This window comes from Shinella sp. GW835-FHT14H05 (assembly GCF_058793575.1).
This window is the reverse complement of sequence record NZ_JBXAFY010000004.1, coordinates 315,881-337,388: the sequence shown is the minus strand read 5'-3', so window position 1 is coordinate 337,388 and position 21,508 is coordinate 315,881. Positions and strand designations below refer to the sequence as shown.

Here is a 21,508-nt window from a genome sequence, read left to right as displayed (position 1 = left end):
CTATAGCTCGGGCTGCCGGCAGCGAGCGATGAGGACCACCCCATGACACCGTCTAAGACCACGCCCGATCTTCCCGAAGACGACCGCATCGCCCGCCTGGAGGAGCACATCGCCCACCAGGCAAAGACGATCGAGGAAATGTCGGACCAGCTCGCCGAGCAGTGGCGCGTGATCGAACAGGTCCGCTCAAAGCTCGACCGGTTGACGGAACGTTTCCTCACGCTGGCAGAGGGGTCTCTGGAAGCCCCGGCCATTACCCGCCCGCCGCACTATTAAGGCGTAAGGGAAAACGGAATCGGCCCGTCTGCTTTCACGCAAACGGGCCGTCAATGCCGCTTAGTAGGGGCAGGTTTCGTCCGACATGTAGTCGTGCACCTTCACCGTGCCGGCGATGATATCGGCGCGCGCCTTGTCGACGGCGGCCTTCATTTCCGGGGTGACGAGTGCGGCGTTGTTGTCGTCCATGGCGACATCCACGCCGTTCTCCTTGAGGCCGAGCACGTTGATGCCGGGCTTGAACGTATCGTCCTTGGCCGAGATGAAGGCGTCGTAGACGGCGACATCGACGCGTTTGAGCATCGAGGTCAGAACCTTGCCGGGGTGAAGGGCGTTCTGGTTGGAATCGACGCCGATGCCGAGCTTGCCGGCGTCGGCCGCAGCCTGGAGAACGCCGACGCCCGTGCCGCCTGCCGCATGGTAGACGACGTCAGACCCCTGGTCGAACTGCGACTTGGCGATTTCGCCGCCCTTGACCGGGTCGTTCCAGGCATCCGGCGTCGTGCCCGTATAGGCTTCGAGGACATTGTAGTCAGCGCCGAGCGACTTGGCGCCTCCGATATAGCCGCAGGCGAACTTGTGGATCAGCGGAATGTCCATGCCGCCGACGAATGAGACGGTCTTCGATTTGGAGGCCATGCCCGCCATGATGCCGGCGAGCCACGAGCCCTCTTCTTCCTTGAAGACGACCGAGCGTACGTTCGGCTTGTCGACGACCATGTCGATGATGGCGAACTTGGTGTCCGGATATTCGGCTGCGACCTTCTCGAGCTGGGCAGCCCAGGAGAAGCCGGCCATCACGATCGGGTTGTTGCCGTCGCTGGCGAAGCGGCGGAGCGCCTGCTCGCGCTGCGCGTCATTGGCGATTTCGAAGTCGCGGTATTCGATGCCGGTCTCGGCCTTGAACTTTTCCGCGCCATTATAGGCTGCTTCGTTGAACGACTTGTCGAACTTGCCGCCGAGGTCGTAGATGATCGCCGGCTTGATGTCCGCGGCAAAGGCGCCTGCCGACATGGCGGCGGTGGCAAGAAGGGTGAGAAGGGTTTTTTTCATTGTGCAGCCCTGTTCGCTATTGGTTTTATAGGGACCTTCCGCGCACCGCCCGAAAAGGCGCGCGACGGAGCCACCGACCCTTTCCCTTGGGTCAGGCTGGCGGCATCCTTGCACGGCTCCGGGAAAAATTCACCAGAAATTTTTCAGTTGGTAAAAAATATGAGCCGCCGGGAATGTGGGCGGAAAACCCATTCCCGGCGGCGCGTAGCCTGATGAAAAATCTGTGAAATCAGCCGATGGCGCAGGCGACGCCCGTGCCGCGCATGCTGCAATAGCCACCCGGGTTCTTGGCGAGATATTGCTGGTGCACGTCCTCGGCGAAGTAGAGCGGCCCTGCCTTGGCGATCTCCGTGGTGATGCGGTCCGTGCGCCCGGCGGCCGTCAGCGCCGCCTGGTAGACGTCGCGGGCGTGGCGCGCCGTGGCAAGGTCCGCCTCGTCGTCGAGATAGATCGCCGAGCGGTAGGTCGTACCGATATCGTTGCCCTGGCGCATGCCCTGGGTCGGGTCGTGCGCCTCGAAGAAGGTCTTCAGCAGCGTTTCCAGGGACACTGCGGCCGGGTCGTAGACGACGAGCACGACTTCGGTATGGCCGGTCAGCCCCGTCGTCGTCTCGTGATAGGTCGGGTTGGGCGTGAAGCCGCCGGAATAGCCGACCGCCGTCACCCATACGCCGGGGATCTTCCAAAGCGCGCGTTCGGCACCCCAGAAGCAGCCCATGCCGAGCAGCACGGTCTTGAAACCCTCAGGATAGGGGCCTTGCAGCGGGCGCCCGTTGACGAAATGGGTGGCGGATGTCGGGATTGGCTGGTCGCGGCCGGGCAGGGCAGCGTCGGGCGCGGGCATGGTGGTCTTCTTGTTGAACATGTCGATCAGGAACATATCTGGCCTCCTGGCCGGGCCGCGTGAAAGGCGGCGGGTTGGTGTCAGGCGGTGAAGCGGCCTGCGGGGGATGGGCGCTTGTAGGCGATCACCCAGAAGAACAGCGAGACGGCGAGCAGCACGGCGAAGGCCGGCTGGGACAGCACCCACATCGCCGCCGGATCCCAAGCATAGGGGTGGAGGTTGCGCATGATGCCGTCGGCGACGAGTGCAATCGTATCCGGGCTTGCCGTGCTCCAGGCGACCGCCAGGGGCGTCAGCACCGGCTCGGAGGCCGAAACCGACTGGATCGCGTCGATCGTCCCCGCCATGACGGCGATGACCAGGGCAACAAGACTGATGGCCCTCAAGACGAATCGTATCATCGCGCACCCTCCTGGTGCCGCCTGCGGGAGCCTCGATTTCGCTCCGCTTCATTCCTGCCTATAAATAGGAAGACGGCCAACCTTCTGCAATCCTTCGCACCTGTGCGTGAAAGAACCTTCAAGAATCTGTCAGAAAGCGGTTGATCCCGCGTGAAACCTCGGTATATATCGCGCCGTCTCGCCGGAATGGAAACAGGAAAGCGGTCCGCGCCGGATTGACCGACGGCTGCGAGCGGATGGACAGGTGGCCGAGTGGTTGAAGGCGCACGCCTGGAAAGTGTGTATAGGGGAGACTCTATCGCGGGTTCGAATCCCGCTCTGTCCGCCATCTCTTCCCAGCAAAACGCTGACTCTCCGCACACGCAAACGCCTCATCGAACACGGTGCCCCGCCGTTCGTTGATTCGTCTCGCCCGCCTCCGAAATCGGCGACGGGCGTTTTTGGCGTTTGTCAGGCGAGCCAGGCTGGCAGGCGTGGGGGAACCTGGCCAGTCAGCGCCGCTTCGATGCAGTCGGCGAGGTTGCCGAAGCGGACGGTGCGGCCGGAGAGGCCGGGGCCGTAATGGGCGTATTTGCCGGAATTGGTGATGAGGGTGCGGGTCTTCGGCGGGAAGACCGGCTCGGAGATCGAGCACCAGCAGAGGTCCGGGATGACCTGGACGCCGCTTGCCCTTAGTCGGGTAAGAATGTCGCCGGCTTCAGCCATGATGTCGCGGCCGGCGGTGACGATGACGGTGACGTCCTTGTGCCGCTTGCGGCCTCCCAGCGCATCCGCCAGGGCGCTGCATTCGGAAAGCGAGGCGTGCGGACTGCCGATGGCGACGAGTTCGACCTTGTCCGGGCCGCCGTTGAACATCGTCCAGACGTTGATCATGTCGGCGCGCGTGATGGTCGTGCTATCGGCATTGGCGGCGGCGGCCTCTTTCGCTTCGGGCGTGACGCCCTCGATATGGAGCATCGGGGCGGCGGAGGTGGTGCCGAAGGCGGCGCACAGCGCCTTCAGGTCGTCCTGCGTCGGCTTTGCGTCCGCGAGGCCGCGCAGAAGGGGGATGCCGTCGGGCGCGGCGCGGCCGGCGAGATAGCCGACGAGCGGCCAGAAGGCATCGTCGATATTTTCCGGCAGGTCGACGTCGATGATGCGGGACGCCTTGCGGTGTTCGTCGAGGTAGACGCCCGAGAGCGGCGCGCGGCCGGTGAGCGCGATGCAGAGGTCGAGGAAATCCGGATGTTTCGCCGTGCGGGCGCCGAGCACGGTGTTGGCGAAGATCACGGCGTTGGATTCGGCCCAGGCGATGGCCTCGCCGGTTTTTGGCGCGCTGTCGAGGAGATAGGGCGAACAGGTGAAGGTCGGACGGCAGCCCATGCGCACATAGGCATCGGCGAGGCGGGCGGCGGGGTCGCCGAAATCCTCCGGAACGCCCTGGGCCTGCCAGTTGGCGCGGTCGACGGAGATGGCGTTCATCGTGGTGGGGATGCGCACGCTCGCGCCCATCTCGGCCATCTTTTCCGCGAATGTCAGGTTGGCGGGGCTGGCATAGATGCAGCCGTCGATATGGCCCTGCACCACGTCGACGAGTTTTTTGGCGCCCTGCTGTGCCGCCATGGCGATGTTGATGCGCATGGCGAGCTGCACGGCGATGCCGTCGCGGCCATCCAGCATGGCGCGGTCGTCGAGGGTAAGGTCGAGCGTGGCGGTCGCGGGCGGCGTGACCGGGATCGTCAATGCGTCGGTCTCGATCGCAGTCTCGCTGATCCGGGCCGTTTTTTCGCGACAGAGCGCTGCGAAGGCGTCGCGCGACACGCGCAGCACGGGCAGCGATTTGCCGAACATTTCAGCCGCGATCAGTGCGCCAAGCGTCAGCACGTCCTCGGCCTCGCTGAAAACGAGGGCGGCGGGCGCGCGGCCCGTCAGGGCAAGATCGAGCAGCACGCCGGAGCCGGTGCAGGAGCCGCGGCTCGACGGCATCATGAGGATGCCGCCGGTGATCGTGACGCCGTGCAGCGGGTGGTGCACGTCGATGACCTTGCCGGTGGCGGGGTCGACGCCGCCCCAGAAGCTCAGCGCCTCCCCCGCGGCAATGACCGGACCGGCCGCGATACCGGGGAGAATGCTGCGGGCGAAAAGGTCGGCCATGGGGCGGGTCCTGTGCGGCTAGAGCAATTCCAGCAAAAGTAAGGAACCGGTTTTGCTTGCCGCGAATTGCGTAAAAACAAAGAGATAGAGCATTTTCGCGATTCGGAGAAAAGCGGAAATGCTTTAGAAACGTTGCGGCGAGAAGGCGACTATGTCGATGGCGGTTTGGCGATCTGTCAACAGGTCGGCGACGAGGCGGGCGGTGCCGGCGGACTGGGTGAGGCCGAGATGGCCGTGGCCGAAGGCGTAGACGACGTTCGGCGTCGTGCGGGCACGGCCGATCGCCGGCAGGCTGTCGGGCAGTGACGGGCGGAAGCCCATCCACTGCACGCCGCCGTCCGGCTTGAGGCCGGGCAGGAAGGTGCGGGCCTTGTCCAGCATGGCTTGCGACCGGCGAAAGTTCGGCGGCAGCTTCAGCCCGCCGAGCTCCACCGCGCCGCCGACGCGGATGCCGGTCGAAAGCCGGGTCACGACGAAGCCATGGCCGCCGAAGGTGACCTGGGTGCGCAGGTCGAAGGCGTCGAGCGGCAGCGTCGTGTTGTAGCCGCGCTCGGTTTCGAGCGGGATGGTCTCGCCCAGGCTGCGCGCGACCTGATGGGAAAAGGCGCCGGCCGCGAGCACGACCTTTTTCGCGCGGCGCGTGCCGCTCCTGGTGGTGATCTCGACGCCGCCGTCGACGGGGCGCAGGCCAAGAACCTCCATCCGCTCGATGACGCCGCCCTTGGTTTGGAAATGATCGGCGAGCGCCAGCGTGTAGAGCTTTGGATCGGCGATCGAATACCAACCGGGCGTGAACGTGCCGTGGGTGAAGCGCGCGGCGAGGCCGGGCTGGACCGCCGCCATGGCGCTCGCGTCCATATGGTGGAATTCGATGCCGTGTTTTTCGCGCACTTTCCAGCCGGGCAGCGAGGCGTTCAGTTCGGCCTGGCTTTCATAGACCTGGAGATTGCCCTCCTTGCGCAGCATCGCGGCCGTGCCGGTCTCGCAGAGGAAAGGCTCCAGCGCCGCCCTGGAGAGGTCCATCAGCGCGGTCTGCGCGGCGGTGGAATGGGCGACGCGGCTGGCGGAGCAGGCGCGCCAGAAGCGGAACATCCACGGCGCGATCTGCACGGCATAGGACGGCGGAATGCTGAGCGGCCCGAGCGGGTCGAGCAGCCATTTCGGCGCCTTCTTCAAAATGCCGGGCGAGGCGAGCGGCAGGATGTCGGTGAAGGCGAAGGCGCCTGCATTGCCGGCGGAAGCGCCGGCGGCCGGCGCCTCGCGCTCCAGCACGGTGACGGAGAGGCCGCGCGCCTGGGCGGCGATGGCCGCCGAAAGCCCGACGACGCCGGCGCCGATCACCACGACATCGGGCATGGTTTCAGTCTTCATCATGGCCTCAATGGGTGGCGGCGAGGAAGTTTTGCAGCTCGGGATCTTTTGGCGCGCCAAAAAGCGTTTCCGGCGGCGCGATCTCGGCCATCACGCCCTTGTGGAAGAAGGCGACGCGGTCGGAGACTTCGCGGGCGAACTTCATTTCATGTGTGACGCAGATCATCGTCATGCCTTCGGAGGCGAGCATGCGAAGCGTATCGAGCACTTCGCCGACAAGCTGCGGGTCGAGCGCCGAGGTCACCTCGTCGAACAGCATGTAGGCCGGCGACATGGCGAGTGCGCGGGCAATCGCCATGCGCTGCTGCTGGCCGCCGGACATGCGGTTCGGATAGACCTTCAGCTTGTCGCCGAGGCCGACATGGGTGAGCTGCTTGACGGCCATGGCCTCGGCCTCCGCTTTCGACTGGCCGAGCACCTTGCGCGGTGCCAGCATGACGTTTTCCAATACGGTGAGGTGCGGGAAGGCGTTGAACTGCTGGAAGACGATGCCGAGCTTGCGGCGCAGCTTGTTGAGGTCCGTCGCCTTGGCGTGCACGTCGGTGCCATCCACCACGATGCGGCCGGCATCGATGGTCTCCAGCCCGTTGATGCAGGTGAGCAGCGTCGACTTGCCGGAGCCCGAGCCGCCGATGATGGTCAGCACCTCGCCCTTCTGGACGGTGAGGTTGATCCCTTTCAGCACTTCCAGCGAGCCGAAGGATTTGCGGACGTTTTCGATCTCAATCATTGGGGGACCACCGTTTTTCGAGATAGCCGCCAAGCCGGGCTATGGGGAAGCTGATGATGAAGTAGATGGCGCCGCAGATGAGCAGGATGAACAGCGGTTCCTGCAGGCGCGTGACGAGGATCTGCGAGGCACGCAACAGCTCGATCAGGCCGAGCCAGAGCACCAGCGCCGAATCTTTCATGACGCCGAGCGTGAGGCCGATCCATGAGGGCAGCGAGACGCGGGTGGCGAGCGGCGCCACGATGTAGCGCATGTCCTGCCACCAGGTCATGCCGAGCGAGCGGGCCGCGCGGCGCGTCGTCAGCGGCACGGAGGAGATGCCGCCGCGCACGATCTCGGTGCAATAGGCGGCCGTGTAGAGCGACAGCACCACGCAGGAGGTGGTGAAGGGCGCCCAGCCGAGCTTCATGATCGATTGCGCCGCATTGCCGAGCACGAGCTGGATGAGCAGCGGCACGGAGCGGAAGACATCGAGCAGGAAGGTGAGCGGGATCGACCAGTAGGGGCCGGCCTGGTTGCGGACGACGCCGAAGATGACGCCGAGCACGGTGCCGGCCAGCACGGAGACGGCGGTGACGGCGAGTGTCATGGCCGCGCCCTTGGCGAGGAAGCCGAGATCGGCCAGCGTGAGAGCGGTATCGAACATGGTTTACCCTCTCAGTAGCGGAACATGCGCGTGGCAGCGAGGCGCGCTGCCAGCGTCACGGCCTTGGCGATCAGGTAGTAGATGATCGCCGCGAGCGCGAAGAATTCGAAGGTCCGGAAGGAGACCGCGTTCAGCGCCTGGGTGACGCCCGCAAGATCCGTGTTCATGCCGACGGTAACGCCGAGCGAGGTCATCAGGATCGCCCAGACCGCCTGGTTCGTGGCCGGCAGGAAGGCGATGCGCAGCATCTGCGGCATGACGATGTAGCGGAAGGCCATGAGCGGCGTCATGCCGAGCGAACGGCCGGCACGTGCCTGCGTCTCGGGGATCGCCTTCAGCGCGCCGCGAAAATTTTCCGCCAGATAGCCGGCATTGTTGAAGGCGATGCCGACGAGCAGCGCCGTGTAGGGGCTGAGATGGATGCCGAAGCTGCCGAGGCCGAAATGCGCCATGTAGATCTGGAATAGGGCGGGCGTGTTGCGCGCGATCTCGACCCAGGCCGTGGTGAAGCCGGAGAGGATGCGGTTGCCGGAGAGCCGGAACAGCGTCAGCGCCATGGCAACGGCAAGGCCGATGACCATGGAGAGAAGCGCGATCTGCAGCGTGACCAGCGCCCCGTCGAGGAGCTGCGGCAACGCCTTCAGCGCCTGATTCCAGTGGAAGGTGTAGTTGAACATGCCGTCTCACCTTTTGGAAATGAGGAACGGCGCGGGAGAAGAACCCGCGCCGCCTTGGAAACGGCTCTCTTAGCGGTAGACGCCGCCGACCGAGAGGTCCGGCACGTCGCCGCCGACCCACTTCTCGTAGAGTTCCTTGTAGCGGCCGGTGCGAACCTGCTGGTTGATGAAGAGGTTCAGGTAGTTGATCAGGCCGTATTCTTCGCGGTTGGTGAAGAGCGCGACATAGTCGATGTCATAGGGCGCCTTGCCGACGACCGAGATGCCGGGGAACTTGCCGGTCTTGACGTTGGCCTGGGCGACCGTCGAGGTGGAGACGGTGGCGTCGATCTGGCCCTGGCTCAGGGCCAGGAACACGTCGGCCTGGGTCTGGTACGGACGGAACTCGCCGGCACCCCATGCCTTGACCGAGTTTTCCAGCGCGATGGCCTCGAACGTGCCGGCGGTGGCGCCGACCGTCTTGCCCTTCATGTCCTCGAAGGACTTGACGCCCGACTTGTCATTAGCGGTGACGGCCATTTCGAAGGCGAAGTAGGGGATCGTCATGCCGACGGTCTTGGCACGCTCCAGCGTGTCGGACGTCGAGGCGACGCCGACATCGACGCGGCCGGACATCAGGGCCGGGATGCGCTCCGGGAAGGGCGTTTCGACGATCTCGGCCGTGACGCCGAGCGCCTTGGCGAGGTCGTTGCAATAATCGACGTCGAAACCGATCGGGTTGTTGCTCTCGTCGCGCGCGCCCATCGGCGGGAAGTCGAGCACGACGGCGCAGCGCAGCGTGCCGGACGCGATGATGTCGTCCAGCTTGTCGGCCTGGGCCGGGCTGGTCAGAGCGGTGGCGGCCACGAGGCCGAAGGCGAGGACCGAGGTCTTCTTCATTACTCTCTCCCTGGATTGGTCAGTCGATTCCGTCGGCGCAGGTTCCTCCTTCGCCAAAACGGTAACCGGCCTTAAAATACAACTAATATACAAAAAGTATATACCAGGGACGCAGAAAATATGCAGACCGGGCCGCCCTCTCGGACGGCCCGGACAAAGCGCTGAATCAGTTGAGGAAATCGTCCGGCAACAGGCCTTCCGGCATGTTCTGGTAGGAGACGGGGCGCAGGAAACGCCGGATCGACATCGTGCCGACGCTCGTCGCGCCGAAATTCGTCGAGGCTGGGTAGGGGCCGCCATGCACCATGGAATCCACCACTTCGACGCCGGTCGGGAAGCCGTTGACCAGCACGCGGCCGGCCTTGCGCTCCAGGACCGGGCGCAGCCGCTTGGCATCCTCAAGGTCGCCCGCATCCATATGGATGGTCGCCGTCAGCTGGCCTTCGAACGTGCGGGCCAGCGCTTCCATCTCGTCGAGCGAACCGACGCGCACGACGAGGCCGAGCGGCCCGAAAACTTCCTCCGAAAGCGCATGGTCGGCGAGGAACTGGTTGCCGGAGATCTCGAAGAGGTTCGGCAGCGCGGTACGGCCGGTGGATTCGCTCGAAAACAGCGACTTCACCGTGTTGCGGCTTTCGAAACGCGCTTGGCCGTCGTGATAGGCCTTGGCGATTCCGTCGGTCAGCATGGTCTGCGGGCCGACCTTGCCGAGCGCCTCAACAGCGGCGGCAATGAAGCGGTCGGCGTCGGGGCCGTCCGTCACGATGGCGATGCCCGGATTGGTGCAGAACTGGCCGGCACCCATGGTGAGCGAGCCCGCCCAGCCCTGGCCGAGCCCTTCGGCGCGTGCCTTCAGCGCTTCCGGCAGCAGGAACATCGGATTGACCGAGCCGAGTTCGCCGAAGAACGGGATCGGCTCGGGCCGCGCGGCGCAGAGGTTGAACAGCGCCCGCCCGCCGGCGAGCGACCCGGTGAAGCCGACGGCCTTGATCAGCGGATGCTGCACCACGGCCTCGCCGACCTGACGGTTGCCGCCCTGGATGAGCGAGAAGACACCCGGATGCACGCCGGTCTTGCGGATCGCGGCTTCCACCGCTTCGGCGACGATCTCGCCCGTGCCCGGATGGGCGGAGTGACCCTTCACCACGACGGGGCAGCCGGCGGCAAGCGCTGCGGCGGTGTCGCCACCGGCGGTCGAGAAGGCGAGCGGGAAGTTCGAGGCGCCGAACACGGCGACCGGGCCGATCGGCCGCTGGATCAGGCGGATTTCCGTGCGCGGCATCGGCTCGCGATTGGGAAGGGCGGCGTCGAAGCGGCGGTCAAGGTAGTCGCCCTTCTCGATATGGTCGGCGAAGAGGCGCAGCTGGCCGGTCGTGCGGCCGCGTTCGCCCTGCAGGCGGGCTTCCGGTAGGCCGGTTTCCTGGCTGCCGATTTCGGTGATCGCGTCGGCGCGCGCCTCGATCTCGTCGGCAATGGCGCGAAGAAAACCGGCGCGTGTCGCGCGCGACGCATAACCGTAGCTGAGGAAGGCTTCTTCGGCCGCCTGCGCGGCACGATCGACCAGCGCCACGGTGCCGGTCGCGAAGCTGTGCGACGGCCCATGGGCGGGCGAGGAGGTGAAGGTGCTGTCGCCATCCAGCCATTCGCCGGCGACGAGGTGTTTACCGTTGGGAGTGAAAGCCATTTGACGTACCTTTCTCGGAGAATAGGGATTCGCCCCACGAGACTTCGGACGGGCGAATTGCACTTGTCGAAATCTTGTATACTCTATGTATGCAAATACTCAATCACCAACTGCCGCAGCCGGCATCAGCCTTGAGAGACGAACGATGACGCAAACCTCCACCTTGACGATTGCCGACCTCTACACGCGCGTCGAAGCGATCTTCCGCAAGGCCGGATTGAACGACGTGCAGGCCGGTGCGCTCGCCCGGGTGATCGTGGCCGGCGAGCGCGATGCCTGCAAATCGCACGGCATCTATCGCATCGAGGGCGCGCTGCGCACGGTGAAGGCAGGCAAGGTCAATCCGCATGCGGTGCCGGAGCTGGAGTTGAACGAGGGCACGGCCATCGTGAAGGTCAATGCGAATGGCGGCTTTGCCAACCCGGCCTTCGAGCTCGGCGTTCCGGCGCTTGCCGAGCGCGCCCGCAAGCTCGGCCTCGCCTCGCTCGTCATCAACGACTGCACGCACTTCTCTGCGCTTTGGCCGGAAGTCGAAGCGGTGACCAACGAGGGCCTGGCCGGCCTCGTCATGTGCCCGAGCTATGCGACCGTGGCGCCGACCGGCGGCAACAAGCCGCTGTTCGGCACCAACCCCTTCGCCTTCGGCTGGCCGCGTCCGAACCAGTCGCCCTATGTCTTCGACTTCGCCACCTCGGTCGCCGCCCGCGGCGAGATCGAGCTGCACCGCCGTGCCGGCAAAAAACTGCCGGAGGGTTGGGCGATCGACGCCGACGGCAACCCGACGACGGACCCGGAAGCGGCGCTCGCCGGCGCCATGCTGCCGTTCGGCGGCCATAAGGGGTCTGCCATCAGCACCATGATCGAGCTTCTCGCCGGCGTCATGATCGGCGACCTCACAAGCCCTGAAGCGCTCGCCCAGCTCGGCACGACGACGCTCGCGCCGGCCCATGGCGAGCTGATTATCGCCCTGTCGCCGGAAGCCTTCTCCGCCGGTCGCCCGGGCGATCCCTTCGCTCGCGCCGAAGTGCTGTTCGAGGCGATCGTCGGCCAGGGTGCGCGCCTGCCCTCGCAGCGCCGTTTCGTCGCCCGCAAAAAATCCGAGACGGACGGCGTCACGCTGACGGCCGCCGAGATCGAGCAGCTGGATCGTCTTGAGCAAAAGGGCCTCGACGCCGTGGCGTGATGGGCTTGGACCGCGACGGCCTTGCTGTCGCGGTTCTCACCCCTTTTGCAGGGCGAGATGGGCGCCGAGCCCGATGAGCACGGTCCCGCCCGCCTTGCGCACCAGCGCCTGCACCCCGCTCGACCGCTTCAGCCGCGCGAGGATCACATCCGCAAGCAGCACGCTGACCACGTCTGCGAAGGTGAAGATCAGGTTGACCACCGCGCCGAGAATGGCGAGCTGCGCCCAGATCGGCAGCCCGGCGGCGCTATCGACGAACTGCGGCAGGAAGGCGAGGAAGAAGATCGCCGTCTTCGGGTTGAGGATCTCGACCGTGACGCTCTCCACAAAAGCCCGCCGCCCGCCCTTCGCGACCGCACCGTTCTCCTCGCGCGTCTCCGTCGCGCGGAACAGCGAAATGCCGAGCCAGATCAGGTAGGCCGCACCCGCAAGCTTGACGCCGGTATAGGCGACCGGAACTGCATGAAACAGCGCGGAAAGCCCGGCAGCGGCCGCAATGATATGGGCGTAGGCACCGAGATGGATGCCGAACACCGCCATCAGTCCGGCCTTGCGCCCACCCGCCATCGTCCGGGCCGCGGCATAGAGCATCGCCGGGCCGGGAATGAAGGCAAAGATCGCCGTGGTGACGGCAAAGGCGAGCAGCACGTCCAGGGAAGGCATTTGGTGATCCTCTCGTTCGGTTCGGACGCGACCGTCGCAGAAGAGGGCCATTGCGGCAATCCCAAACGAACACCGCCCGCAGCGTTGGCTGCGGGCGGCAAGCAAGTCATGAAGGAACGGCCTGGATCAGGCGGCCTTGTAGGTCTGGACGGCGCCCGGCAGCTTGCTCCATTCGGCATACCAGGTGTCGAACAGCTTGAGCTGGGTTTCGACATAGCCGCGCTGGCTGTCGGAGAGCGCGTCGTCCTCATTGAAGTGCAGCGTGTATTCCGCGTCGCCCTTCAGCACCATCATGTGCTTGAAGTAGAGCACGAGGTCCGGGCCTTCGTCGAAGGAAGAGAGCACGCCGAGTGCCGATTCCAGCTCCAGCGCGCGGCTGCGGGCATCCGCATCGCCCTTGGCGGCGGCCTGGGCGAGGTTGCACATGTGGAGCACTTCCTTCGGCAGCACGCAGCCGATGCCGGTGATCGCGCCGACGGCGCCGCAATTGACGAAGCCGTGGAACACGCAGGTATCGACGCCGATCATCAGCGAGACGTCGTCATCGCGGCTGGTGATGTTTTCCGCCGCATAACGCATGTCGGCAGCGCCGCCGAATTCCTTGAAGCCGACGAGGTTCTTGTGGTCCTGGCGCAGCGCGAAGAACAGGTCGGCGCGGGTGGCGAAGCCGTAATAGGGGCTGTTGTAGATGACGGCCGGCAGGTCGGGAGCGGCCGACAGGATCGCCTTGAAATGGTTCTTCTGGGCGGTGACGACGGTGCCGCGCGACAGCACGCGCGGAATGACCATCAGGCCATGCGCACCGACCTTCTGGGCATGCGCGGCATGCGCCACGGCGGAGGCGGTGTTGACCGCGCCGGTGCCGACGATGACCGGGATGCCGGCCTTCACCAGGCGCTCGACGCCTTCCATGCGCTGCGCATCGGTTAGCAGCGGCCAGTCACCCATCGAGCCGCAATAGACGACGGCGGACATGCCCTTTTCGATGAGTTCCTTGCCCTTGCGCACCAGCGCGTCGAAGTCCGGGCTGCGGTCATCCTTGCAGGGCGTCATCAGGGCGGGGATCACGCCGGAAAAAATCTTGGCCTTCATGTCGGTCTCCTCTCGGGCTGTTCGGTCGGTCTGGCGGGCCGGCGCAAGGCCTCCCCCGTTTCATGATGAGGGTATAGCATCTTGTATTTTATTTGTCGACAAGAAAAATACAGGAAGATCACAAGGCGATGTCGAGCCTGTCGTTACGGCTGAACAGCTTCTGCACCTGCGCCACGATCTGCTCGGCATGCGCCTTGCCTAGCCGGTCGGCCGCCTCGACGTCGCGCGCCTCGATCGCGGCGATGATCTCCGCGTGTTCATCGACGAATCGCTGCGGAAACTGCTCTTCGTAGGACTGGTAGTAGAGCCTGAGAATCCGCCGCGCCTCGTCCAGAAGCCGGCGAAACAATCCGGTAAAATAGGGGTTGCGGCCCGCTTCGGCGATCGCGGCATGGAAGGCGACGTTGGTGGCGATCATCGCCAGCGTGTCGCGCGCCGCAACCGCCGCCGCATAATCCTCGTGAAAACCCCGAATGATCGGCAGGTCCTCCGGCCGGTGGCTCTGCGCCGCCAGCCGCGTCGTCACCCGGTACATCAGCACCAACGCGTCGAAGAGCGTGTTGAGGTTGAGGAAGTCGATATTCGAGACCATGGTGGAACGGTTCGGCAGGGTCTCGATCAGCCCTTCGCCGGCAAGCCGCACCAGCGCCTCACGGATCGGCGTGCGCGACATCTTGAACCGCTCGGCAAGCTGCACCTCGTCGACCGGGCTGCCGGGCGCGATCTTCAGGTCGAGGATCTCGTCGCGCAGAAGGTCGTAGACCATCTTTACGCCGGAGCCTCGCTTGCGTTCGGGCAGGGAATCGGTATCACTCATCGAAAAATCCTCTTGTCGACATAAGAAATACAATTCTCTGTCGGCTCTATCAATCGTTTTAAGGGAGCCCTTTGGCGAAAGCGCCGTCAAGCCGTCAGAAGGAATAGTTCGGCGCTTTGTCGCCGGGGTGCGGGCCGTAAATCGGCTCGCAGGGTGAAAACGTTCGAAAATCGGAGAAAGTGCCATGCGCAGCAGCAAGGTCATCCATATCGTCTCCTGCCACGCCGAGGGCGAGGTGGGCGATGTCATCGTCGGCGGCGTCGCGCCGCCGCCCGGCGCCACGCTCTGGGAGCAGCGCAACTTCATCGCCGAGGACAAGACGTTGCGCAATTTCGTGCTGAACGAACCGCGCGGCGGCGTCTTCCGCCACATCAACCTCCTAGTGCCGCCGAAGGACCCGCGCGCCACCATGGGCTTCATCATCATGGAGCCGGAAGATACGCCGCCGATGTCCGGCTCGAATTCGATCTGCGTCTCCACCGTGCTGCTGGACAGCGGCATCGTGCCGATGGTCGAGCCGGAGACGCACATGGTGCTCGAAGCGCCGGGCGGGCTGGTCAACGTCGTCGCCACCTGCCGCAACGGCAAGGCTGAGCGCATCACTGTCACCAACGTGCCCTCCTTCGCCGACAGGCTGGATGCCAAGCTGGAGGTCGAAGGCCTCGGCACGCTCACCGTCGACACCGCCTATGGCGGCGACAGTTTTGTGTTCTCCGACGCCCGCGCGCTCGGTTTTGCGATCACGCCGGACGAGGCGCGCGAGCTTGCCGAAACCGGCATCCGCATCACCAAGGCGGCCAACGAACAGCTCGGCTTCACCCATCCGGAAAATCCGGAATGGAACCACATCTCCTTCTGCCAACTCACGCTGCCGGTCGAGGAGCGCGACGGCGCGCTGCACGGCCGCAACACCGTCGTCATCCAGCCGGCAAAGCTCGACCGCTCGCCGACCGGCACGGGCTGCTCGGCGCGCATGGCCGTGCTGCATGCCCGCGGCCAGATCAAGGTCGGCCAACGCTTCTCCGGCTACTCGATCCTCGATTCGCGCTTCGATTGCCGCATCGTCGGCGAAACGACGGTCGGCGGCCGCCCCGCCATCGTGCCGGAAATTTCTGGTCGTGCCTGGATCACCGGCACGAGCCAGGTCATGCTCGATCCCGACGATCCGTGGCCGGCCGGTTATCGCCTGGCCGATACCTGGCCGCGCAAGCAATAATCCTTCTCTACCGGCGGCACCGCGCAAGCGTACGCCGCCGGAATTGCTTTGACCTTTTCCCGAAATCGCGATAATGACCAAGTCATCTGATGACTTGGTGATTTAAGATGCGCTCCCTCAGCAAGACCAACCTCGCCGACACCGCCGTCGAGGCGATCCGCACGGAAATCCTCCGCCAGCGCTGGACGATCGGCGAAAAGCTGCCGAACGAGGCGGCGCTGTCGGCCATGCTGTCGGTGAGCCGCGGCACGGTGCGTGAGGCGGTGCGCGTGCTCGTCTCGCAGGGCTATCTGGAGACGCGGCAGGGCTCCGGCACCTATGTGCTCTCAACCGCCGACACGAGCCGCCCGCTCACCATGGCACGGCGCGCCGGCCTGCGCGACCAGTTCGAGGCCCGCCTGGCGCTCGATGCGCAAGCCGCGCGGCTTGCAGCACTTCGCCAGACGCCGGTGGCGATCGCCGGGCTTCGCACCCTGCTCACTGAGCGCGGCAACTACGAGGGCGGCGAAAAGACGGCTTTCATCGCCCGCGATCTCGCCTTCCATCAGGCGGTGATCGCCGCATCGGGAAACAGCGTGCTGGTCGGCATGTTCGATTTCTTCTCGGCGCTGATCACCGAGACAATCGAGGCGACGCTCGGCGAGGACCTGCCGGAGCCGGACATGGCAGCCCATGCCGCGATCGTCGATGCCATCGAGAGCGGCGATCCGGATGCGGCGGATGCCGCCGTGCGCCGCTTCATGGCGCCCGTGCTTTCCGCCCTCGACCGGTTGCTGATGTCATGAGAAATCCCGACCCGACCGATCCCGGCGCCATCGACCTGATCGACGCTGAAGCCGACAGCGTGCCGGCGCCAGCACCGCACCGGCCGCCGACGCCCATAGCCCGCTTCCTGCTCGGCGCCAGCCTCGTGCTCATCGCCTTCAACCTGCGGCCCGTCTTCTCCAGCGCCTCGGCGCTGCTGCCGGAAATCCGGGACCATCTCGGCCTTTCCGCCACCGGCGCCAGCCTGCTGACGACGCTGCCGGTCGTCTGCCTCGGCCTGTTTTCGCCGCTGGCGCCGCGGCTTGCCCAGCGCATCGGCACGGAGCGCACGCTGCTCGCCGTGGTCTTCCTGCTGGCGCTCGGCACGGCGCTGCGTGGCCTTTCTTCCCTTCCGCTGCTGTTCCTCGGCACGGCGCTTGCCGGCGCCTGCATCGCGGTCGGTAATGTCCTGCTGCCCGGCCTCGTCAAACGCGATTTTCCGGACAAGGCGGCGCTGATGACGGGGTGCTACACCATGGCGCTCTGCGCCGGTGCGGCGGGTGCCGCCGGCCTGACGCTGCCGATCGAGCATGCGCTCGGCGGCTCGCTCGATGGTGCGCTGGCGATCTGGGCGGTGCCGGCGGTGATCGTCGGCCTGCTCTGGCTGCCGCAGGTGCTGTCCACGCGCATGCAGGCCAAGCGCGCGGGCTTCCGCGTCGAAGGCCTGTGGCGCGATCGGGTGGCCTGGCAGGTCACGCTGTTCATGGGCCTGCAATCGGCACTCGCCTATTGCGTCTTCGGCTGGCTGGTGCCGATCCTGCGCGAACGCGGGCTCGATGGCGTCACGGCCGGCGCCATCGTCTCCATGTCGGTGATGGTGCAGGCCGGCGCCTGCCTGGTCGCGCCGCACTTGGCCGTGCGAGGAAAAGACCAGCGGCTGATCAATGTCGCGCTCTGCGGCATCGCCGTCGTCGCCCTTCTCGGGCTGCTCTTCGCGCCGCTGTGGACGGTGTGGTTCTGGGCGGTGCTGCAGGGCATCGGGCAGGGCGGGCTGATCGCGGTGGCGATGACCGTCATCGTGCTGCGCACCCGCGATCCGCATGTCGCGGCGCATCTGTCCGGCATGGCGCAATGCGTGGGCTACCTGCTCGCCGCCATCGGGCCGCTCGTCGTCGGCCTCATTCGCGGCTGGACCGGCAGTTTTGCCTGGAGCGCGGTGCTCTTCGTGTTGCTCGGCCTCGGCGCCGCGGTGAACGGCTGGTTTGCCGGGCGCGCGCTTTATGTCAATGCGCGCACGGTGGAAACCGCGGGCTGAACGATGCCCGTCTCGGTCACGATGATGTCCATCGCAATGTCGTGCGGCTGCGGATAGATCGTCGCCAGCCGCGCCGCGCTGTAGCCGACGCCGATGACCCGCGGCCGTGCCGCCATGGCCGCCAACGTGCGGTCGAAGAAGCCGCCGCCATAACCGAGCCGGTAGCCGGCGGCATCGTAGCCGACGACCGGCGCGAGCACGATGTCCGGCAGGCAGGGGCGCGATTCAGCCGGTATGGGAATGTTCCAGACGCCGCGCGACAGCGCCTCGCCCGATTGCCAGAGGTGGAATTCCAATGGCCGCCCCTTCTCGACGACCACCGGCAGCGCCGTCCTGCCGCCGCGCTTCACCACTTCGTCAAGCAGGGGCCGAAGGTCCGGCTCGCCGCGAAAGGGCCAGTAGGCGCTGAGGATGCGGCCACTGACATCGCCGATTTCCGCCAGCACGCCGGCGGCGATCGCTTCTCCATGGGATGCCCGCACCTCCGCAGGCACCGCGAGCCGCGCCGCGATCAGCCGTTCGCGTTCATTTTTGCGCCAGCGATTGACATCGGTCCAGGTCTGCCGGTCTGGCACGCCCAGATAGGCCGGATCGACCTCGTGCATGAAGCAGGCCGGCGAGGCAAAGGTGGCGGGAACGTCGTCGTCATCCATGAAGTCGGCCTCCGTCGGGTGGCTTGCCGTCAGAATGCCCCCCGTCTCCTTATCTGGCAAACGAATTCGCCTCGCGCAGCACTTCGGCCAGCACCGCCGCATGGTTGAATTCCCGGTTGCGCGAGCCATAGAGCAGCGTGACCATGCCCACTGCCATGCGTGCGCGCAAAAGGTCCACGGCCGGGTTTTCCCGCAGCTCCGCGCGATAAATCTGCTGGAATTCCGCCCAGCGCTCCGGCCTGTGGTCGAACCATTTGCGTAGCTGCGATGTCGGTGTGAGGTCCTTCAGCCAGTCGTCGAACGCGGCCTTCTCCTTCGACAGGCCGCGCGGCCAGAGGCGATCGACGAGGATGCGCGCGCCGTCCGCCGGGTCGGGCGCGTCATAGATGCGCTTGATCTGCACGGGCATCGGCCTGCCTCCTGTCCTGCCCCCCATTTGAGAGCAGAAAGCGGCCCGTGCTTCAAGCCGGGCCACGGGGGCGGCGTTCGGCCGCGGCGGCTTGACTTTGCCGGCGGGCTCACGCCATCATGGCCGCATGACGATGACGCACTCCATAGCCCGGTTTCTGAAGCGGTTGTTTCCGCTCGCAGGACACTAGCCCCTCGGCTTGGACGCGTCGCGCCCCGGCCGTGGGGCGATAGCGGTTTCGTCGCGTGACGAGAACCGCGCCAGAAGAGCGCGACACATTCTCCTATTTTCCCTTTCCGCGCGCCTGCCGGGCGCCGCGAAACCGTGTCGTGAGGTTTTTATGATCACCAGGACCAAGGACAGGCGCCTGCCTGCCATCACCATCGCCCGCTCCGAACATGCCCGCCTGTCGAACCTCGCCGACATGCTGGCCGAGCGTGATCCCCATGCCGCCGAGCAACTCGCCGCCGAACTCGACCGCGCGAAGATCGTCGACGACGCGCGTATGGCGCCCGGCGTGATGCGCATGGGCTCCATCGCAGAATTCCAGATCGACGACGAGGCGCCGCAGAGCGCCGAACTGGTGTTCCCGAAGGATGCCGACATTTCCCTGCAGCGCATTTCCGTGCTGACGCCGGTTGGCGCGGCCCTTCTCGGCCTTTCCGCCGGCCAGTCGATCCAGTGGGCGGCGCGCGACGGCCGGGTGCGGCGCCTCAGCGTCATCGCCGTTCATGCTGCGGACGAAGCGCGCGCCTGCTGAAGGGTTTTGCCGGCCATGAAATTCCTCTCCTTCTCTGAAGTCGGGCGCATCGGAGGTTGCCTCGTCGCAGGATCGTGACCCCCTGCGCCGCACCCGCGGCCAGGGGGCTTCTCCACCATGGATTTCGGATGCCCCGCCAAACGTGCGGGCAGGATGGAGAATGGCGATGGGACAGGATCCCGCGATGCTCACGGCAAGAGACGGATATGTATTGGACAGGATGCTTCGGGAATGGCCGTCGCTCACGCCGGAATGGCTGGCGCTCCTGAAGCGGAAAATATCGGCCGGCTGGCTGCCCCTGGAGGCGCCCGCACCCGCCGATCTGGCGATGATTGATGCGCGCGTGTCGTTCCGCTGCGCCAGCGGGCTTACGGATACGCGTAGCCTCTGCCTTCCCGGCACCTATGCACCGGGCAGCGCCTTCCTGCCGATCACCACCTTCTATGGCCTTGCCCTTCTCGGCCTGCGTGAAGGCCAATCCATGGCCTTCGACCGGCCGGAGGGACGCCGCGACTGGATCGTGCTGGAGAAGGTGCTCTTCCAGCCGCTTGGCGTGGACCCTGCGCCCTTGGCGCCCAGGCACCCTTTCCGGCTGATCGCCGGCGGCCTCGTCGAGCGCGCCTTCACGGCGGCCAACGAAAACGGCCCGGGGAGGGGGCCGGGGCCGTCTGCTGCCTAAGGCGGGCGAAGACCCCTCAGATCACGCCGCGCGCGGCGTTTGTCAGATGCCCTGTCCGTGGCCGCCCATCAGGCCATTCGGGCCGGTCTGGGAGAGGCTTTTGGCGAGCGTGGCCAGAAGATCGGTCTGGGAGATGATGCCTACGACGTGGCTGTTATCATCGACGATGATGACGGCGTGGATGCGGCCGTCCGTCAGGCGCGGCAACAGGCCGATCGCCGGGTCGGAAGCGCTTGCGGTCGCGGCCTCGGAGACGGGAAGATGCGCGGCGGGCGCCATGGCGGCGAGTTCGCGCAGGCCCACGGTGCCGAGCAGGCGCCGCTCGCCATCGAGCACGGGCAGGGTGCGGATGTCGTGGTCGAGCAGCAGCGCGCGGGCCTCCTCGGTGGTCGCGTCGGCGGCGACCGTCACCACGTCGCGCGACATGATGTCGGCGGCGGTCAGTTCGCCGCGCTGGCGCAGCAGCGCCTGCATCTCGACCTGCCGGAGCAGCGTATCGAGGTCGGCCCGGCTGATGTCGAGCGTCTCGTTCAGGCTGGCAATGGCGGTGTCGATGTCCTCGCTATTGAAGCCGACGCGCAAGGCGGCCGGCGGATCGGCGGTCTTGTGCGTGTTGACGGGCGCGATCGCCTGGCGATGCGGGTACTGCCGCCCGGCCAGCCGGTGGAACATCATGCCGAGCGCCACGAGGATCAGCGAGTTGATGGCGATCGGCACGAGCGGAAACCAGAAGCCGGCGCGCGTGACGGCAGCACCCCCGATGACGGCCGTGAGGGCCGCGGCCCCGCCCGGCGGATGCAGGCAGCGGGTCAGCGACATGACCAGGATGGCGAGCGCCACGGCAAGGCCGATGGCGATGGTCGGGTCGGTCACGAGCATGGTGACGGTGACACCGACGAAGGCGGAGATCGTATTGCCGCCGACGATCGACCAGGGCTGGGCAAGCGGGCTTGCAGGCACCGCGAAGAGCAGCACGGCGGAGGCACCGATAGGCGCGACGATCAGCGGAAGATGCGGCCCCTGGCCCATGAAGAGGCCGCAGACGAGGCCGGTGAGGCAGATGCCGATCAGCGCTCCGAGGCAGCCGATCAGGCGTTCCTTGAGCGTGGCGCCGGCGAGAATGGGAAAGAAGAGCCGGAACTTGGACAGAATGCCCGGTTTCTGGGCATCGTGCTGGGGAGGGGCCACGATGATCCTGATCTTGAAAAGGCAGATGACTATTTTCTTGGCTTATGTGCCGATCACGCCGGGGACGCAAGGGAGATTTTGTCTCGCCCTGGAGG

Annotated in this window: 23 protein-coding genes and 1 tRNA gene; 8 read left to right on the top strand and 16 right to left on the bottom strand. The window is 65.9% G+C overall.

Going from position 1 to position 21,508, the window contains the following annotated elements; genetic code table 11:
• Positions 1-42: 42 nt before the first annotated feature.
• On the top strand, positions 43-276 hold the full coding sequence (locus AC1Q6Z_RS16275) for a SlyX family protein (protein ID WP_492648560.1): 234 nt from the start codon (positions 43-45) through the stop codon (positions 274-276).
• Positions 277-336: 60 nt separating this feature from the next.
• Here AC1Q6Z_RS16275 and AC1Q6Z_RS16270 read toward each other — a convergent pair whose 3' ends face one another.
• The 3 genes from AC1Q6Z_RS16270 to AC1Q6Z_RS16260 form a co-directional block, all read right to left on the bottom strand.
• Positions 337-1,329 (bottom strand): BMP family lipoprotein, encoded by a 993-nt coding sequence (locus AC1Q6Z_RS16270; protein WP_256118295.1) that lies wholly within the window; start codon positions 1,327-1,329, stop codon positions 337-339.
• 229 nt (positions 1,330-1,558) lie between these two features.
• Positions 1,559-2,209 carry a peptide-methionine (S)-S-oxide reductase MsrA gene (gene msrA / locus AC1Q6Z_RS16265; protein WP_492648559.1) on the bottom strand — a complete coding sequence of 217 codons (651 nt, stop codon included), beginning with the start codon at positions 2,207-2,209 and terminating at the stop codon, positions 1,559-1,561.
• Between the two features lie 44 nt (positions 2,210-2,253).
• The gene (locus AC1Q6Z_RS16260; RefSeq protein ID WP_439626008.1) at positions 2,254-2,574 is read right to left on the bottom strand and encodes a hypothetical protein; all 321 of its coding nucleotides are present in this window, start codon (positions 2,572-2,574) and stop codon (positions 2,254-2,256) included.
• A gap of 238 nt (positions 2,575-2,812) precedes the next feature.
• On the opposite strand from AC1Q6Z_RS16260, the gene AC1Q6Z_RS16255 reads away from it, so the two are divergent.
• A tRNA-Ser gene (locus tag AC1Q6Z_RS16255) sits at positions 2,813-2,902 on the top strand.
• Positions 2,903-3,024: 122 nt separating this feature from the next.
• Here the strand turns inward: AC1Q6Z_RS16255 and lhpI are convergent.
• From lhpI to AC1Q6Z_RS16220, 7 genes are all read right to left on the bottom strand, one after another.
• Complete coding sequence (lhpI, locus tag AC1Q6Z_RS16250; RefSeq protein ID WP_492648558.1) at positions 3,025-4,707, bottom strand: cis-3-hydroxy-L-proline dehydratase; 1,683 nt, start codon at positions 4,705-4,707, stop codon at positions 3,025-3,027.
• Positions 4,708-4,830: 123 nt separating this feature from the next.
• Positions 4,831-6,078 (bottom strand): NAD(P)/FAD-dependent oxidoreductase, encoded by a 1,248-nt coding sequence (locus AC1Q6Z_RS16245; RefSeq protein WP_492648557.1) that lies wholly within the window; start codon positions 6,076-6,078, stop codon positions 4,831-4,833.
• 7 nt (positions 6,079-6,085) lie between these two features.
• Positions 6,086-6,808: an amino acid ABC transporter ATP-binding protein gene (locus AC1Q6Z_RS16240; protein ID WP_256118265.1), complete on the bottom strand. Its 723-nt coding sequence runs from the start codon at positions 6,806-6,808 to the stop codon at positions 6,086-6,088.
• The gene (locus AC1Q6Z_RS16235) at positions 6,801-7,454 is read right to left on the bottom strand and encodes an amino acid ABC transporter permease (RefSeq protein WP_256118264.1); all 654 of its coding nucleotides are present in this window, start codon (positions 7,452-7,454) and stop codon (positions 6,801-6,803) included. Before AC1Q6Z_RS16235 ends, AC1Q6Z_RS16240 begins: the two co-directional genes overlap by 8 nt.
• 11 nt (positions 7,455-7,465) lie before the next feature.
• Positions 7,466-8,131 (bottom strand): amino acid ABC transporter permease, encoded by a 666-nt coding sequence (locus AC1Q6Z_RS16230; protein ID WP_492648556.1) that lies wholly within the window; start codon positions 8,129-8,131, stop codon positions 7,466-7,468.
• Positions 8,132-8,200: 69 nt separating this feature from the next.
• Positions 8,201-9,010 (bottom strand): ABC transporter substrate-binding protein, encoded by an 810-nt coding sequence (locus AC1Q6Z_RS16225; RefSeq protein WP_439614767.1) that lies wholly within the window; start codon positions 9,008-9,010, stop codon positions 8,201-8,203.
• A gap of 166 nt (positions 9,011-9,176) precedes the next feature.
• Positions 9,177-10,694 (bottom strand): aldehyde dehydrogenase (NADP(+)), encoded by a 1,518-nt coding sequence (locus AC1Q6Z_RS16220; protein WP_492648555.1) that lies wholly within the window; start codon positions 10,692-10,694, stop codon positions 9,177-9,179.
• A gap of 145 nt (positions 10,695-10,839) precedes the next feature.
• Between AC1Q6Z_RS16220 and AC1Q6Z_RS16215 the strand changes: the two genes are divergently transcribed.
• Positions 10,840-11,877, top strand: a complete 1,038-nt coding sequence (locus AC1Q6Z_RS16215; RefSeq protein ID WP_492648554.1) for an Ldh family oxidoreductase — start codon at positions 10,840-10,842, stop codon at positions 11,875-11,877.
• Positions 11,878-11,913: 36 nt separating this feature from the next.
• Here AC1Q6Z_RS16215 and AC1Q6Z_RS16210 read toward each other — a convergent pair whose 3' ends face one another.
• The 3 genes from AC1Q6Z_RS16210 to AC1Q6Z_RS16200 form a co-directional block, all read right to left on the bottom strand.
• Positions 11,914-12,540: a LysE family translocator gene (locus tag AC1Q6Z_RS16210; protein ID WP_492648553.1), complete on the bottom strand. Its 627-nt coding sequence runs from the start codon at positions 12,538-12,540 to the stop codon at positions 11,914-11,916.
• A 126-nt stretch (positions 12,541-12,666) separates the two neighbouring features.
• A complete protein-coding gene (locus tag AC1Q6Z_RS16205; protein WP_492648552.1) occupies positions 12,667-13,632 on the bottom strand; it encodes a dihydrodipicolinate synthase family protein in 966 nt (321 codons plus the stop codon).
• A gap of 118 nt (positions 13,633-13,750) precedes the next feature.
• Positions 13,751-14,449 (bottom strand): GntR family transcriptional regulator, encoded by a 699-nt coding sequence (locus tag AC1Q6Z_RS16200; protein ID WP_435266853.1) that lies wholly within the window; start codon positions 14,447-14,449, stop codon positions 13,751-13,753.
• Between the two features lie 184 nt (positions 14,450-14,633).
• Between AC1Q6Z_RS16200 and AC1Q6Z_RS16195 the strand changes: the two genes are divergently transcribed.
• The 3 genes from AC1Q6Z_RS16195 (at position 14,634) to AC1Q6Z_RS16185 (ending at position 17,724) form a co-directional block, all read left to right on the top strand.
• Entirely contained in the window at positions 14,634-15,665 is a 1,032-nt protein-coding gene (locus AC1Q6Z_RS16195) for a trans-3-hydroxy-L-proline dehydratase (protein WP_492648551.1), read from the top strand.
• A gap of 107 nt (positions 15,666-15,772) precedes the next feature.
• Positions 15,773-16,450, top strand: a complete 678-nt coding sequence (locus AC1Q6Z_RS16190) for a FadR/GntR family transcriptional regulator (protein WP_492648550.1) — start codon at positions 15,773-15,775, stop codon at positions 16,448-16,450.
• On the top strand, positions 16,447-17,724 hold the full coding sequence (locus tag AC1Q6Z_RS16185; protein ID WP_492648549.1) for a CynX/NimT family MFS transporter: 1,278 nt from the start codon (positions 16,447-16,449) through the stop codon (positions 17,722-17,724). Before AC1Q6Z_RS16190 ends, AC1Q6Z_RS16185 begins: the two co-directional genes overlap by 4 nt.
• Here the strand turns inward: AC1Q6Z_RS16185 and AC1Q6Z_RS16180 are convergent.
• The gene (locus AC1Q6Z_RS16180) at positions 17,688-18,377 is read right to left on the bottom strand and encodes a 5-formyltetrahydrofolate cyclo-ligase (protein WP_492648548.1); all 690 of its coding nucleotides are present in this window, start codon (positions 18,375-18,377) and stop codon (positions 17,688-17,690) included. The genes AC1Q6Z_RS16185 and AC1Q6Z_RS16180 overlap by 37 nt on opposite strands.
• A 49-nt stretch (positions 18,378-18,426) precedes the next feature.
• Positions 18,427-18,786: a DUF488 domain-containing protein gene (locus AC1Q6Z_RS16175; protein ID WP_492648547.1), complete on the bottom strand. Its 360-nt coding sequence runs from the start codon at positions 18,784-18,786 to the stop codon at positions 18,427-18,429.
• Positions 18,787-19,126: 340 nt separating this feature from the next.
• On the opposite strand from AC1Q6Z_RS16175, the gene rnk reads away from it, so the two are divergent.
• Together rnk and AC1Q6Z_RS16165 are read left to right on the top strand one after the other, a co-directional pair.
• The gene (gene rnk / locus AC1Q6Z_RS16170; RefSeq protein WP_492648546.1) at positions 19,127-19,546 is read left to right on the top strand and encodes a nucleoside diphosphate kinase regulator; all 420 of its coding nucleotides are present in this window, start codon (positions 19,127-19,129) and stop codon (positions 19,544-19,546) included.
• Positions 19,547-19,757: 211 nt separating this feature from the next.
• Positions 19,758-20,225 (top strand): GreA/GreB family elongation factor, encoded by a 468-nt coding sequence (locus AC1Q6Z_RS16165; protein WP_492648545.1) that lies wholly within the window; start codon positions 19,758-19,760, stop codon positions 20,223-20,225.
• Positions 20,226-20,267: 42 nt separating this feature from the next.
• On the opposite strand, the gene AC1Q6Z_RS16160 is transcribed toward AC1Q6Z_RS16165, so the two are convergent.
• Positions 20,268-21,419 (bottom strand): HPP family protein, encoded by a 1,152-nt coding sequence (locus AC1Q6Z_RS16160; protein WP_492648624.1) that lies wholly within the window; start codon positions 21,417-21,419, stop codon positions 20,268-20,270.
• Between the last annotated feature and the right edge of the window lie 89 nt (positions 21,420-21,508).

What these genes read in the sequence shown, in the direction of transcription:
- AC1Q6Z_RS16275 (WP_492648560.1), top strand. Translation starts at nt 43, where the DNA reads ATGACACCGTCTAAGACCACGCCCGATCTTCCCGAAGACGACCGCATC.
- AC1Q6Z_RS16270 (WP_256118295.1), bottom strand. Translation starts at nt 1,329, where the DNA reads ATGAAAAAAACCCTTCTCACCCTTCTTGCCACCGCCGCCATGTCGGCA.
- msrA (WP_492648559.1), bottom strand. Translation starts at nt 2,209, where the DNA reads ATGTTCCTGATCGACATGTTCAACAAGAAGACCACCATGCCCGCGCCC.
- AC1Q6Z_RS16260 (WP_439626008.1), bottom strand. Translation starts at nt 2,574, where the DNA reads ATGATACGATTCGTCTTGAGGGCCATCAGTCTTGTTGCCCTGGTCATC.
- lhpI (WP_492648558.1), bottom strand. Translation starts at nt 4,707, where the DNA reads ATGGCCGACCTTTTCGCCCGCAGCATTCTCCCCGGTATCGCGGCCGGT.
- AC1Q6Z_RS16245 (WP_492648557.1), bottom strand. Translation starts at nt 6,078, where the DNA reads ATGAAGACTGAAACCATGCCCGATGTCGTGGTGATCGGCGCCGGCGTC.
- AC1Q6Z_RS16240 (WP_256118265.1), bottom strand. Translation starts at nt 6,808, where the DNA reads ATGATTGAGATCGAAAACGTCCGCAAATCCTTCGGCTCGCTGGAAGTG.
- AC1Q6Z_RS16235 (WP_256118264.1), bottom strand. Translation starts at nt 7,454, where the DNA reads ATGTTCGATACCGCTCTCACGCTGGCCGATCTCGGCTTCCTCGCCAAG.
- AC1Q6Z_RS16230 (WP_492648556.1), bottom strand. Translation starts at nt 8,131, where the DNA reads ATGTTCAACTACACCTTCCACTGGAATCAGGCGCTGAAGGCGTTGCCG.
- AC1Q6Z_RS16225 (WP_439614767.1), bottom strand. Translation starts at nt 9,010, where the DNA reads ATGAAGAAGACCTCGGTCCTCGCCTTCGGCCTCGTGGCCGCCACCGCT.
- AC1Q6Z_RS16220 (WP_492648555.1), bottom strand. Translation starts at nt 10,694, where the DNA reads ATGGCTTTCACTCCCAACGGTAAACACCTCGTCGCCGGCGAATGGCTG.
- AC1Q6Z_RS16215 (WP_492648554.1), top strand. Translation starts at nt 10,840, where the DNA reads ATGACGCAAACCTCCACCTTGACGATTGCCGACCTCTACACGCGCGTC.
- AC1Q6Z_RS16210 (WP_492648553.1), bottom strand. Translation starts at nt 12,540, where the DNA reads ATGCCTTCCCTGGACGTGCTGCTCGCCTTTGCCGTCACCACGGCGATC.
- AC1Q6Z_RS16205 (WP_492648552.1), bottom strand. Translation starts at nt 13,632, where the DNA reads ATGAAGGCCAAGATTTTTTCCGGCGTGATCCCCGCCCTGATGACGCCC.
- AC1Q6Z_RS16200 (WP_435266853.1), bottom strand. Translation starts at nt 14,449, where the DNA reads ATGAGTGATACCGATTCCCTGCCCGAACGCAAGCGAGGCTCCGGCGTA.
- AC1Q6Z_RS16195 (WP_492648551.1), top strand. Translation starts at nt 14,634, where the DNA reads ATGCGCAGCAGCAAGGTCATCCATATCGTCTCCTGCCACGCCGAGGGC.
- AC1Q6Z_RS16190 (WP_492648550.1), top strand. Translation starts at nt 15,773, where the DNA reads ATGCGCTCCCTCAGCAAGACCAACCTCGCCGACACCGCCGTCGAGGCG.
- AC1Q6Z_RS16185 (WP_492648549.1), top strand. Translation starts at nt 16,447, where the DNA reads ATGAGAAATCCCGACCCGACCGATCCCGGCGCCATCGACCTGATCGAC.
- AC1Q6Z_RS16180 (WP_492648548.1), bottom strand. Translation starts at nt 18,377, where the DNA reads ATGGATGACGACGACGTTCCCGCCACCTTTGCCTCGCCGGCCTGCTTC.
- AC1Q6Z_RS16175 (WP_492648547.1), bottom strand. Translation starts at nt 18,786, where the DNA reads ATGCCCGTGCAGATCAAGCGCATCTATGACGCGCCCGACCCGGCGGAC.
- rnk (WP_492648546.1), top strand. Translation starts at nt 19,127, where the DNA reads ATGATCACCAGGACCAAGGACAGGCGCCTGCCTGCCATCACCATCGCC.